At 33.5% G+C, this 13,658-nt stretch carries 14 protein-coding genes; 3 read left to right on the top strand and 11 right to left on the bottom strand.

The genetic code is table 11. The annotated features are described in order from the left end of the window. Complete coding sequence (locus tag H7355_RS08230; protein WP_186646454.1) at positions 1–801, top strand: hypothetical protein; 801 nt, start codon at positions 1–3, stop codon at positions 799–801. On the opposite strand, the gene H7355_RS08225 is transcribed toward H7355_RS08230, so the two are convergent. The 3 genes from H7355_RS08225 to H7355_RS08215 form a co-directional block, all read right to left on the bottom strand. Then, on the bottom strand, positions 771–1,853 hold the full coding sequence (locus H7355_RS08225; protein ID WP_186646453.1) for a hypothetical protein: 1,083 nt from the start codon (positions 1,851–1,853) through the stop codon (positions 771–773). The two genes, H7355_RS08230 and H7355_RS08225, sit on opposite strands and share 31 nt — an antisense overlap. Positions 1,854–1,857: 4 nt before the next feature. After that, positions 1,858–3,090, bottom strand: coding sequence for an isocitrate dehydrogenase (NADP(+)) (icd, locus tag H7355_RS08220; protein ID WP_186646452.1), 1,233 nt, complete (start codon positions 3,088–3,090; stop codon positions 1,858–1,860). A 138-nt stretch (positions 3,091–3,228) separates the two neighbouring features. Further along, on the bottom strand, positions 3,229–4,212 hold the full coding sequence (locus tag H7355_RS08215) for an RluA family pseudouridine synthase (RefSeq protein ID WP_186646451.1): 984 nt from the start codon (positions 4,210–4,212) through the stop codon (positions 3,229–3,231). 148 nt (positions 4,213–4,360) lie between these two features. Here H7355_RS08215 and H7355_RS08210 point away from each other — a divergent pair, with 148 nt between their 5' ends. Beyond that, entirely contained in the window at positions 4,361–5,956 is a 1,596-nt protein-coding gene (locus H7355_RS08210) for an APC family permease (protein ID WP_186646450.1), read from the top strand. Position 5,957: 1 nt separating this feature from the next. Here the strand turns inward: H7355_RS08210 and H7355_RS08205 are convergent, their stop codons facing one another. Continuing rightward, positions 5,958–6,173, bottom strand: coding sequence for a hypothetical protein (locus H7355_RS08205; RefSeq protein WP_186646449.1), 216 nt, complete (start codon positions 6,171–6,173; stop codon positions 5,958–5,960). A gap of 126 nt (positions 6,174–6,299) precedes the next feature. Between H7355_RS08205 and H7355_RS08200 the strand changes: the two genes are divergently transcribed. After that, entirely contained in the window at positions 6,300–7,166 is an 867-nt protein-coding gene (locus tag H7355_RS08200; RefSeq protein WP_186646447.1) for a hypothetical protein, read from the top strand. A gap of 4 nt (positions 7,167–7,170) precedes the next feature. On the opposite strand, the gene H7355_RS08195 is transcribed toward H7355_RS08200, so the two are convergent. The 7 genes from H7355_RS08195 to mnmA form a co-directional block, all read right to left on the bottom strand. Next, a complete protein-coding gene (locus tag H7355_RS08195; RefSeq protein ID WP_186646446.1) occupies positions 7,171–7,653 on the bottom strand; it encodes a hypothetical protein in 483 nt (160 codons plus the stop codon). A gap of 117 nt (positions 7,654–7,770) precedes the next feature. Further along, on the bottom strand, positions 7,771–8,862 hold the full coding sequence (locus tag H7355_RS08190; protein ID WP_186646445.1) for a hypothetical protein: 1,092 nt from the start codon (positions 8,860–8,862) through the stop codon (positions 7,771–7,773). 87 nt (positions 8,863–8,949) lie between these two features. Continuing rightward, positions 8,950–9,555, bottom strand: a complete 606-nt coding sequence (gene coaE, locus H7355_RS08185) for a dephospho-CoA kinase (RefSeq protein ID WP_186646444.1) — start codon at positions 9,553–9,555, stop codon at positions 8,950–8,952. Between the two features lie 9 nt (positions 9,556–9,564). Beyond that, the gene (locus H7355_RS08180; RefSeq protein WP_186646443.1) at positions 9,565–10,536 is read right to left on the bottom strand and encodes a hypothetical protein; all 972 of its coding nucleotides are present in this window, start codon (positions 10,534–10,536) and stop codon (positions 9,565–9,567) included. Between the two features lie 239 nt (positions 10,537–10,775). After that, positions 10,776–11,738, bottom strand: a complete 963-nt coding sequence (era, locus tag H7355_RS08175) for a GTPase Era (protein WP_186646442.1) — start codon at positions 11,736–11,738, stop codon at positions 10,776–10,778. After that, positions 11,735–12,562, bottom strand: a complete 828-nt coding sequence (locus tag H7355_RS08170) for a ribonuclease III family protein (protein ID WP_186646441.1) — start codon at positions 12,560–12,562, stop codon at positions 11,735–11,737. The genes era and H7355_RS08170 overlap by 4 nt, the downstream gene beginning before the upstream one ends. Next, on the bottom strand, positions 12,562–13,656 hold the full coding sequence (gene mnmA, locus H7355_RS08165) for a tRNA 2-thiouridine(34) synthase MnmA (protein WP_186646440.1): 1,095 nt from the start codon (positions 13,654–13,656) through the stop codon (positions 12,562–12,564). The genes H7355_RS08170 and mnmA overlap by 1 nt, the downstream gene beginning before the upstream one ends. Positions 13,657–13,658 lie beyond the last annotated feature (2 nt).

Genomic DNA, 13,658 nt, shown 5'->3' with positions numbered 1-13,658 from the left:
ATGGATTATAAGACAGCAATCACAGAGTTAATACCCTATATTGATGATACATATAATGAATATGAAGTCTCCACTAAAAACTCATTGAAACAATTTTTAATTGATTTTCCAAAAGAAAAAATAACCTGCCAAAAAGGCTGTGGAGCTTGCTGTCACTTCCCCATCATACCTGCAACCGCAGGAGAAGCATTTGTTTTACTCAATAAATTGCTTGCATCTGGATATAATCTTAATATTCTTGCAGAAATGCTATTTAAATACAAAGATCAATATTTTGCATTTACAAAAAAAAATGGGAAAATACCTATAATTGATGCAGATCAAAAAGAGTTTTTAAAGGAAAAACTTCCTTGCCCATTTCTTATAAAAAAAGATGATTCAATACACTCTGGATCCTGTGGAATTTTTGACTTTCGCCCACTTATTTGTGACTTTTACAATAGTATTGATTCTCCAAAACTTTGTGAATTGAAAAGTGAGCACAGAAGTGTTGATAGCATTGCTCATAATGGCTCATTCGCTCAAGATAAAATTCGTCAATACGAACGAACACTATTTGGTAGAAGCACGATAGGGCATCTGCCATTGTTACTTGCAGCACTGTGTACGCAGGAAGGTTTAGGAGCATTTTTATTAGAGAAAAAACTCTCTGAAAATGATCTTAAGGAAGAATATGCACAAGAATTAAATGATTTTTCGCTCTATTACGAATTATTAAAAAGTATTGACTATACATTAACGGAAAAAGATTTTTTAGCGATTGAAGAGGCTCAATCAGATTTAATGGAAAGGCTGTCTTGACCAATATAAATTCCGTTTTTTAAATATACTTTTACTCTTATTTCTTTAGCGTTTTTAATATTTGGAAAGAATCTTTTGCATGAATAAGTATTATATTTATCTTTATTATTAAGTCCCTTAACTTCTGGAAGTGAGATTTGATCAATAATTTGATTATCTACATACCAATCATGTAAAATTTCATAAGAAACTCCGACTGGTGCAATGATTGGAGTTATAAAGCAAAGTTTAGAATTTGAGTTCATTTTTTCTAGAAAATATTTCTTTTCAATTTTACTTGCATCAATAGGAATATAATCAATTGATTTTGGTTTTTCAAATGAAAAACTTGCATCTTCTATCCAAATAGAAAGAAGTGGAAACTTATATTCATTAGGCAAAAAACCATGCATAAAAAAAATAATAACCATAGTAAAAGAATAAATAAAATGTGATAATTTAAAATTATATTGTGAAAATATTCCCTTCCACGGAAAGGTTATCAATATTCCGAAAATGAGGAGTAGATTATAAAAAATATCTAAATTTTTGGGAAATAAAACAACAAAAGAAAATGAAAATGCTAAATAAAAAGCTAAAAATTTAAGTAAAATACGAAAAAAAGAATAACGGAATAATTTGGTCCAAAAAGGATCCCACAGAGTGAGCAAAGAAAACACAAGTAAAACTGTAAGCCAAAGCCAATTTTTTTTAAAATACACAAAAGGCAAACAGAACATAAATATATATTGAACAAAATATTGAGTAGCCGTTGAGCCAAAAAACTCAAAAAGATCTTTTCTTTTATGAAGACTTCTTTGAATTTTTTTTAAATCATTTATATTTTCTAATGAACTATTTTTTATAAAACTATACCAAGTTGACATTGAAATAATAAAAAACAAAAATAGAAGAGTAAAAACTGACAGGCGAATTGATTTGGAATAATCTCGAGTTAATAAAAAACTCGAAATTATTCCCCAAATTAAACTCAACCAAGGTAAAAGCGAAGAGTATTTACCATAAAAAGCTTTAACTTGAATTAAGAATTTTGCATTATTCTTATATTCCATTTACTTATAAGTTCGAAATGATTGCTTTGGCAAATTCGGAACATTTAACTTCTTTTGCCCCTTCCAATTGGCGTGCAAAATCATAAGTAACAACTTTTTGCGCCAGAGTTTTTTCAAATGCTTTTTCAATCATCTGCACAACTTCAGTCCAGCCAAGATATTCAAACATCATGTTTCCACTCAAAATTACTGATCCTGGATTGACTTTGTCTTGACCTGCATACTTTGGTGCTGTTCCATGCGTTGCTTCAAACAATGCATATCCATCACCAATATTTGCGCCAGGAGCAATTCCAAGACCACCCACTTGTGCAGCTAATGCATCAGAAAGATAATCACCATTTAAATTTGTACACGCTAGGACTTCATATTCGTCTGGACGTAACAATGCTTGTTGAAACATATTGTCTGCAATAGCATCTTTGACAATTATTTTTCCTGCAGGAGCTTTTCCACCACATTCTTCCCATGTGACACATTGATCACGGAATTCAGTTTTAGCAACTTCATAGCCCCAATCACGGAAAGCGCCTTCAGTAAACTTCATAATATTACCCTTATGCACTAAAGTAACGCTTTTGCATTTATTTTTAATTGCATAATTTATTGCTGCTCGTACGAGTCTTTTTGATCCAAATTCACTGATAGGTTTGATTCCCAGGCCAGAGTCTTCACGAACTTTCTTGCCAAGAGTATTTACAAGAAAGTCACGTAACTTTTTCTGATCATCACTTCCTGCTTTAAATTCAATACCAGCATAAATATCTTCAGTATTTTCACGGAAAATACACATATTTACTTTTTGTGGCTCACGCACAGGCGATGGTACGTTGGTGTACCAACGTACAGGACGCACGCATTGATATAAATCAAGAATCTGTCTCAAGGCCACATTTAAACTTCTAATACCTCCTCCAACAGGGGTAGTGAGAGGACCTTTAATGGCGACTCTATATTCTTTTATTGCGTCAATTGTTTCATCTGGAAGCCAATTTCCATTACCATTAAACGATTTTTCTCCTGCAGGAACTTCCATCCAATGAATTTTTTTCTTACCACCATAAGCTTTTAAAACCGCAGCATCAAAAACGAGTTGAGAAGCTTTCCAGATATCAGGACCTGTACCATCTCCTTCAATATAAGGAATAACAGGATTATCTGGAACTTGTAATTTGCCAGTTGAATCCACTTTAATTGCTGCACCACCTTGTGGAACCGTAATCAATTTATAAGCCATGTTGAATATCCTCCTCGTTTTTTCCAATTCTAGGTTTAACTACTTGTACTTTCGAAAACAAAGAAACAAGTCTTATTTCTGATAAAACTATCTAATCATATTTTCAAGTTGCGGCGAAATATTTACTACATATAAAAATTATTGTATGCCTTCAACAATTTTTATTATACGTCGAAAGTCTTCTGGAATTGTAGCATTAAACTCAAATTTTTCTCCATCCAAGGTAAATTTGAGATGACTTGCATGCAACATATGACGCAGTGCAACTTGTAAATAGCGATGTCCATGAATATTCTGTGAGTATGTTTTATCTCCTAAAAGCGGACAGCCTATAGCAGAAAGATGCACGCGAATTTGATGAGTTCTACCAGTTTTGGGTTTACATTGAATTAAAGAAACTTCATTTTTACCAAATACTTTTTCGACATTATAAAATGTTTCAGCCTGTTTGATATCTTTAATTTTTGAATTAGGGTTCGTTACGGCAAAGTAACAATTTTTTCTTGAGCTATCCTTTGCAATTGGAAAATTAATATTCCCTTCCATTTTTTTTGGAGTAAAAAAAACAAGCGCATCATACGTTTTTTCAATATTTTTTTCTTTGAAAAGATCTTCAAATTTCTTTTGTACATCTTTGTTTTTAGCAATTATCATTAAGCCTGATGTGTCTTTATCTAATCTATGAACAAGGAACATATTTTCAATTTTATATTTTTTCGCATCAAAAGCATTAAGTGCATAAAAAATCGTATCCTTACTTGATGATAACGTAGATTGTGAAGCAATACCAGCGGGTTTATCAATAACAAGGAAATTTTCATTCTCAAATATAATTGTTTTTTTCGAGATCGAGGTACCGAGCGTATTTTTTATTGAATATTCTTTATCCGTAGCGTTTTCCTGTTTCTTTTGTACTTCTTCCCAAAATATCTCAATTTTATCACCTAATTTTAATTGTGTCTTTGCAATGGATATTCTTTTTTTATTTATATAAGCGCCACCGGCATCAATTATGGACTTAATTTTTTTTCGACTTAATTCTTGAAACAAAGCAGCAGCAGCAATGTCAAATCTTTCTCCAACATATAAATCAGTTATTTTTGCACTCTTCGACTTTAACATTTAAAATACCTTTGCTTACAATGGTTTCAAAAAAAAACAATTTACTGGATGACAGGCCAATCGTTTTATAGCATAGGATAGCAGCACATGTTCTAGTCAACAGACATGGCTGAACCGTGATAAAACTATTCAACAGGTAAGAGATAATATGCAACTTAAAAGAAATATATCAAAAACCAGTCTTCTTTTTTTATCGATTGGTTCAATCGTTGGCTCTGGATGGCTGTTTGGCTCATTTTATACCGCACAGCTGGCTGGTCCGGCTGCTATCGTCGCTTGGATGTTAGGAGGTTTATTTGTTGCTATAATTGCTCTTACTTTTGCTGAGCTTTCCACGATGTTGCCTCTCAGTGGAGGCTCAATTGCTTATTCACTTATGAGTCATGGAAAAATGGCTGGTGCCATATTTGGTTGGATAACTTGGCTTTGGACAATGGTTGTTGTACCTATCGAAGTTCAAGCTGTAATGCAATATGCTTCTAATTATATTCCAAACGTCACTGAGCGCGTAAACAATGCAGATGTTTTGACTGCAAGAGGTCTATTGGTAGCTACAGTTCTTATGGCAATTTTATCGATAATAAATGTTATCGGTGTAAAATTTATGGCAGAAACCAATAAAATGGTTGTCATTTGGAAATTAATTATTCCAATTGCAGTTGCATATCTTTTGTTAACAACAGAAATTCACCCAGAAAACTTAAGTTCGCACGGTTTTGCTCCATTTGGCTTTAATGGAATATTATCTGGAATTGCTATTGGTGGTGTGAGCTTTTCTTTTTTTGGTTTTCAAACAGCGATCTTTATGGCTGGCGAGGCAAAAAACCCACAAAAATCTATTCCTTTTGCTCTTTTTGGTTCTCTTTTTGCTTGTATGATTTTATATTCAGTTCTTCAGCTTGGTTTCATTCTATCTTTAAATCCCAGTTCCTTAGTAAACGGTTGGAGCCAAATAAGTTTTACAGGTGATGCTGGCCCATTTGCTGGTATATTTATTGGCTTAGGCCTCGCATATATGGTCAAAATTCTTTATTTTGACGCTATTTTATCGCCCTTAGGAACAGCTGTTGGCTTTGTTGCTTCTTCTTCCAGAATTCTTTATTCAATGAGTTTACAAAATGATGCTCCAAAAATCTTAGCAAAAGTAAATCGTTTTTCCATCCCATGGATTGCTATTTTAGCAAATTTTATCATTGGTATGCTTTTCTTTCTTCCGTTTTCGGGTTGGCAATCCATGGTCGCATTTTTATCTGCAGCTATCGTAGTATCACTCGCTTGTGGTCCGATCTGTCTCCCTATTTTTAGAAAAAAATTCCCAAATATTCCTCGTCCATTTAAGCTACCGTTTGCAAAAACAATATCATTCATCGCTTTTTATATCTGCAATTTATTATTGCAATGGAGTGGATGGAATACGGTCTGGAAACTTCAATGCGCTGTTGGAATAGGAATCTTTATCGTAATTGGTTCCCACTATTTTGCAAAGGACTCTGCTGAGGAAAAACTGCATATAAAATCTTTTTCATGGATAATTCTTTATCTAATTTTATCAACAATAACTTCTTATCTAGGAACTTTTGGTGGCGGCATTGCTTTAATAAGTATGCAATTAGATTTTATTGTAATTCTTATTACTAGCGCAATTATTTTTTATGTAGCCCAAAAATCAGCAATATCCGACGAAGAATCAAATGATTTATTTGAAAAGTTAATTTCCGAGCACTTAAAAAAGAAGAATCTTTAATTTATCGGTCCTCAAATGAGGATTGAAATAATTCGATAAATTCTTTCTGCTCCTTTGTATAATTATTTTTCTTAATACTACTTTTTTCGTCATCATAACCAAACTGATTTTGAAGGTTCTTAAATTTTCCACTCTCATTTCCAAAGAAAAATGTAAAAACAATAAGCCAAAAGACACCTGCGAGAATAAAAATAGTTATTGATTTTTTGACATCCATATCTACACCTTAATTGATTTCAACTATAATCCTTGATTTAATAAGGTATCAATATGATTTTAACAGATTAATTACTGTGCATATTTTACTCATGTAAATATTGGCACACCATTGGTAAAATATTATATGAAAAAAATGATTTTCATACTTTATCTCATTATTAGTTTCTCTGCTGATGCTAGAACTTTAAAAGAAATTATAAACTCTGGTGTTATTCAAGTCGCAGTCTTAAATCCTGAAAAGGATGAGTTTGATAGCACAAAAAGTTTAGAAAAAAACAAACTGCTCAATCAATTTTTTGAAAATTATACCTTGAAAAAGTTCAACAAAAAAATTACCATTCAATTTACCTATGTTAATAAATTCTCAGAATTTTGGTCTAATCAAAATGGTAAAATCATAAAAGAGAAGGATTATACTCCTCAGTTATTTAAAAAAGTTGACGCTTATTTTGAATTTATGAGTATGAGCGACTGGAGAACAAATAAAGCTCAAGCAATTCCTATGTTTAAATCAAATCTTTCATTGATTTGTAATTTTGAACAAAAAAATTCAGATTTACATAATATAGAACAAGTTATGGAAGTCATGCTTGATAAATCTGTTAACTTTGTAGCGATAAAAAATACCAAACTAGACAATTCATTGGAACGCCTAAAAATACCTAAAAATAGAATTCTATATGTCAATTCACGCTTTGGGCTAGTAAAAGGTATGCTGCAAAATAGCAAAAGAGAATGTACGCTTGCAGAAACGATGCTCGTTCTAAATATGTTTACTAAAGGTAAAGTTTATTTTGTCGGTAATGTCACACCATACCGCAATCGAGTTTTAGCTTGGTGGGTAGAAAAAAATAATGCTGAACTAAATAATTTTATTAAGGAATCCATTCCTTCCCTAAAAAAATCAGAAGAATGGAATAAGATGTTCAGAGATCTGTTTGGGGTCAACTACAATTTATATAATTTCATTGTGAATAGTTATATTGAATAATTCATTATTTCGGTAGTAAGAATCCCACAGTGAATTTAATCGTCCCCCAAACACCATGATTCGTAGCATAGAGATCTATGCCTCCACCGAGATCAAGACCTTTTGGACCTTCAATGAAACGATAAGACCAGCCACCTTCCCCACCTAAAGCAATAAAGGATGTGTTGTAATTCAAATAATTTGCATGACCAAAAACAACTTTAGGGCCAATATACCAACCAGACATATTAGAAGCTTTTTCCCAATATAATGCTCTGGGAGCTATTAAAAAACCCCCAAGAAATCCACCAACTTCGAGTCCTATCGACCAATTCTTGTGTGGTAAGATTCCTATTTGATCATAACTTAAATGAGCAAAGCCATATGTTAAACTCCCCCCCCCTAATGACAAACCTATGCGGTGCTCATTCGCGAGTGCATAATGCGCATTAAGAGCTAACATTAATAATAAAAAATTTTTACAAACTATATTAAAAATATATTGCATAGAAACTCCAACTAGTTATGTAATTGTATTCTTTTATTTTTTAGCCAAGAGTACAAAATGGCTCATAAAGAACTTATCAAATATATACTTTCTATATAAAATAAACACAGATATTTTTTAGCGGAGTGGCTCTAAATTTTCTTTACCTTTTACAAGTTCTTGATCTATTTTATCCCTATTTATTATTTTCCAAGCCGATAATACTACAACTAATATAAACATGATAAATAAAATATAAAAAATCGGGTGTAAGAAAACCGATAAAGTTAAACTTACAAAGGCAAGTGTCCCGCAGACAAGCATATTCGTCATGACTTTATCAGAAGAATTAAGTGGCAATTCAGCATCTAAAACTGCTTTTGTGTAACCCTGTACTAACAATCTTCGTTCCCGAGCAGTTGTAAAATATTTAAAGACACTTTTCGGTGTGAACGAATAGCGAATAATCCAAAATGGTATATGCACTATATGTAATCCTATCACTTCAATTTCTGTTCGATGCTCATACAAAGTACCAATTTTTGTCTTTGCAACTCTTCGATGATATTCATTTATTTGATCTTTTGCCCGAGTCACTGCAGACAGTTCTTTTGTCTGTATTCCCATGATAGCAATTTCATTGGCAAGCTCATATTTAAAAGGCTGTTTTGAATCATATAACGATTGCATTCCTTCATCGGGTGCACCTAATGACTCATCGAGTGGGAAACCATCCCAATCCACCATCAATTTCTCTTTGGGATTGTGTAGCCTTTCCATCCCCCAATGCTCTTTAGGCGACTTTCTTGCCAATATGCACCAACGATACCTCCTACTAAAACGCCCTTCTTCTTTCATAAATCCTGATGCCATATCTCTTGTTTGACCGGAATAACGGGTTTGTTTTGCACTGTGTCCACTCCAAAAAGTATGAGCCTCAGCAGAAATCACCCAAAAAGGTAACATGACACCATAAGATCCTAATATTGAAAATTCTGCTTTTACTCTTTCAGGCCGGTGGTATCTCTTAGATATCCATTCATTAAATATATCTTCTATGTTACTTTTCTGAATATTTGAAGAAACTATGTAGTGATCCCCAATTAAATCTTTAGCACCTTCTTCTGCATCGATTACGAAACCAGACGAACAAAATGGACATAAATGTATGTAATCTTCAGGATTGAACTCGAAGGATGACTGACAAGAAGCACAAGACACTTCAAACATCTTGCATTTTCTCCAATTTAATAAGAAATAATTTAAGATAGTTCTATTTTATAAGGATTTTTGAAATAAGAAATGTCAAAAGTTCAATTAAGAAAATTTTTCACGCAAGAATAATAGTAAATTATCAATTGATTTTTCAAGTTCAGATTCATCCTTTGAATTATCAATAACGAAATCTGCATATTTAATTTTTTGCTCGTCAGACATCTGAGTTTGCATTATTTTACGGGCATCTGATTCTGATAGTTTTCTATTTAATTTCAGACGTTTTAATTTTACATTTTCTTTTGCTATAACAACTACACAAGCATCGAAATTCTCTTTTCTACCAAGTTCTAAAATCAAAGAAGCTTCATAAAACGCCCATGCTGATGGAGCGTTCTCTTTTAATGCTGATAATTTTGCTTTCAATAACTCAGCAATTGCTGGATGCAAAATACCTTCTAAAGATTTTTTTAATTTTGGGGAAGAAAAAATTTGCTTACGAACAAGCTCTCGATCTAAAATTCCATTTCCAATGAATACAGAATCACCAAAAATCGTTTTTATGCGTGCTTGAACTTGTGGAAAAAATAAAACTTCTCGAGAAAATAAATCTGCATCCCAAACACAATATCCTCTCAGCGCAAGTTTTTTTGCCAGAGTTGATTTACCAGATCCTATCCCACCTGTAATAGCAATCAATTTGTGCATGTGCGAGGCTTAGCGTTTATTATGATCGCGCTGAGGTCTATTATAGCTGTTACCTTGTTGAGTATTAGACGAGGACTCATCATAAAATCTTTGAGAATTATGATTGTTATTTGGTCTCGCATTAAATCTTTGTTGGGTATTGTTATTATACTGGTTTCTAAAACCATTTTGCCCGTTTTGTTGCTGGCGATTGTTATTATTTTGCTGATAATTTCTATTGTTATTTTGATTGCGATTTTGTTGATGCTGCATATTTCTCTGTTGGAAATTAAAACGATTTCGATTTTGCAGATTATTATTCGCTTGTTGCCTATTATTATTCATAGCATGATGGCTTAAATGTGGTTGCGGAGCAACTTGATTCCCATCTGAATGAACATATCCAGTTCTTGTCATAAGATGACTTGGAGCAGGGCGATTTTGATCTTCAAACACTCGCTTTGCCACACCTTCTGCAACAAGTTCGACCAATAAATCCTCAACAGCAATACCTTCCATTTTAGACATTTGCCGCAACTGATTCATGAGTGACCATGAGAAGTTTAAGGAAACATGGTTTTGTGTAAAATCTCTAGTTTCAGATAATTGTTGCGCATCTTCATCTGTAAATTCATCTTCAAATTGCTGTTCTATATTTTCTTCAAAAATCTGCATTTCATCTTCATTTTCAAAGGAATTCATCTGCTCTAAATCCCACTGATTGGCAGAATCATCATCATTAGTTACAACATCTTGAATTGTGCTTAAAGAAACATTATTTTCTGGATCATCAATTTGATTTTCTTGAATTTCTAATTTCTTTTGGGTTGAAGTAGACATTGCATCCTCTTTAATTGATTTTTTCTCAACTAGATCAGAGGTAACAGCCTTCAACTTAGGCGGACGACCTCTTCCACGTTTAGCGGGAACAGAAACAGATTCATTAGATGATTCTTCAAACAGTGATAAATTAATTTTTGAACGGGAGTGAAAATAAATCACGTGCAAGCTCCAATAAAGAGATAACAACAATAATGAACAATATTTAAAAATTTAATAAGTTCAGGTTTAAACTCAATGAAAAATTCCTACGCTGTTAGAAGGAAACTTGATATTTTAGAAGGAGAGATTTATCTCGCTTCTTAAAGACTCTCATAAATAAAATTAGAGTTCAAGTTGCAAAAAACATTACATTAGGAAATTATTGCCCTAGTCAAATTTTGAATAATTTTGCAAGGGAACTACTTCACATCATCTGGTTCTTGCAAATTTGCAAATTCCAATAACATATTTGAATCTTCGGTCCATCCTGGTTTTACTTTAACAAATAATTCCAAAAAAACCTTTCTTTCAAGATGACGTTCAAGCGAAATTCTCGCATCGGTTCCAAGACTTTTAATACGTGAACCATTTTTACCAATGACAATACCTTTGTGCGAGTCCCTATCAACAACTATTGTTGCTGAGATATCTGTAACATTTTTTTTATGCTCAAATAGCTCAATAATGACAGCAATCTTATAAGGAAGCTCTTGTCCTAATTGGCGGAAAATTTGCTCTCTAATAATCTCAGCACATACAAATTTCTGGGGGCGATCCGTTAGATCATCTTCTGCATACAACCATTCAGCTTGTGGCAATTGATCCAAGATAAAATGTCTCAATTGAGCAACTTCTTCAGGTCTTTTAGAAGAAATAGCTTGAGGGGTTTCCCCAATAAATTGACACTTAATTTCACTCAGAGCAGATATTTTCTCGGATAACGCTCGAAATCCTTCTGCAATGTTGATCATTCCTTGTTCTACTTCTTCCATTTTAACCTTATCTGTCTTAGTTGCAAGAAGCAGAGCCTTTTTATTGTATTTTTTTAATATACCTTCGATCCAATTTGCGTCTTCTTCTGTCCATCCTTGAGTTACATCAATTAAGTAACAGACAAAATCAGCGTCTGCGAGAACGCTCCAAGCAACTTTATTCATAACTTGGTTCATTTTTGGCAAGCCCTGAGCTTTATGAATTCCAGGAGTATCTAACAGAAGGGCTTGACTGTCACCTTCTGTATAAACACCAAGAATTTTATTTCTTGTTGTTTGAGGCTTATTGCTCACAACCGCAAGTTTTGCGCCTAGAAACGCATTTAAAAAGGTACTTTTACCAGCGTTCGGGCGACCTAAAAGAGCTATATATCCACATTTTTTATTCATTTTTCTTTTCCAAAAAAACTTACAATCATTTCTTTCGTCAATTCACCACTCTCAATTTTCTCAATGATTTTATCAGCAACTTTTTTACTTGCTTCTCGTTTACTTGCTGCAGAAGCTCGTCCTATTTCAGTTTCACCAATAAAAGCTGCCACAATAAAAAAAGTTTCCTGTGGCGTTCCTTCGGTTCCTATCGCTTTGTATACAGGAGGAACTCCAATGATTCCTTGCGTCCATTGTTGAAGTTTACTTTTTGCATCAAATTTCAATAAGGTATCTTTTCCTGCTAGGAGATCTTCAGAAAATATTTTTAAAAGCCAAGCCCGTGCCTTTTCTTCACCTGCATCTAATAACAAAGCAGCTGTTACGGCTTCAAAGGCATCTGCGAGGACATTGTCACGTCGCTGGGGATTAGAATTCATTTCAGCCTTGCCAACGAGTAAACACTCACCAATTCCAAGATCACGGCTTTTTAATGCAAGATTTTCTGTACCGACGAGTGCAGCTCTAAGACGAGATAAGTCGCCCTCTTGAAGAGATCTGTGTTCAATCATTGCTTCTGAAGCAACAAAAAAACTTAAAAAAGCATCACCTAAAAACTCAAGCCTTTCGTTTGAAAAAATTCCAGACTTGTCTGTAGGCCAATAGACCAGAGATGAGCGATGCACAAGAGAAATTGCAGCCAATTTTTTATCTTGATAGCGATGCCCTTGAATTTCTCCAAGCTTATCAATATTCGCTTCAATCTGTGGGAAGACTCGACTTAATTTAGTGAAATTAAGCTCTTTAAAGTGCGTCCTAAGTAAGGTAAGACGTTTTTCAAGCATTAGACAAAGACCTTATCAATAAAACCACCACCAACAACTTCATCACCCAAATATAAAACTGCAATTTGCCCCGGAGTGACTGATTTTTGTTGAGTTACAAATTTTAATGTAACAGTTTCACCATTTTTTTCTAAGATTGCAGCGCATGGTTGTGAACGGTAACGAATCTTAACTTCAAAATCAATAGATTTTCCAAAATTACGAATCATATGGAATTTTTTAAAAGAAAATCCAGATCGATAAAGATATTTGTCTTCACCAGCAAAAACGGTTCCTGTCTCGGAATCAATACGTGTCACATACAATGGGTATTCAGATGAGATTTTTAAGCCCTTCCTTTGACCTACTGTAAATTGATGAATACCATCATGCTTACCTAATAAACGTCCATCTTCATGACGGATTTCACCCTTGATAAGATCTTCTTCAGAAGTTCTTTCTGCAATAAATTTAGCATAATCATTATTAGGAATAAAGCAGATTTCCATGCTTTCTTTTTTGGCTGCATTAACAAGACCATATTTTTCAGCAATCATTCTGACTTCGGTCTTAGTTAAATTACCAACAGGGAAAAGCACTTTAGACAATCTATCTTGGGTCATCGAATATAAAAAGTAACTTTGATCTTTTTTAGAATCTAACCCTTTGATTAATTTGTATTGTCCATATACTTCATCATATTGTATTTGTGCGTAATGACCTGTGGCAACATAATCACAGCCAAGTCTTTGCGCTCTATCTAATAAATGATCAAATTTTAAAAAAGTATTACATGCCACACAAGGATTTGGTGTGCGCCCTTTTAAATACTCATCCGTAAAATAGTCGACGACATTTTCTTTAAAATCGTCTTGATAATCAAAAACATAAAAAGGGATTCCCAATTTATGTGCAACCATACGTGCATCAGCAACATCATCTAGACTACAGCATGTATCGAATTTACTATTTGGATCACAGCTGTTTTCATTTTGTGAATAGTCCCACAATTGCATGGTCACACCAATAACATCATATCCTTGTTCAACTAAGATAGCAGCTGCGACTGAACTATCAACGCCGCCCGACATTGCAATTAAAACTCTTTTTTTCATAC

Source organism: Fluviispira vulneris, from assembly GCF_014281055.1.
GTDB classification, from domain to species: Bacteria; Bdellovibrionota_B; Oligoflexia; order Silvanigrellales; family Silvanigrellaceae; genus Silvanigrella; species Silvanigrella vulneris.
This window is presented reverse-complemented; position numbering and strand designations above follow the sequence as displayed.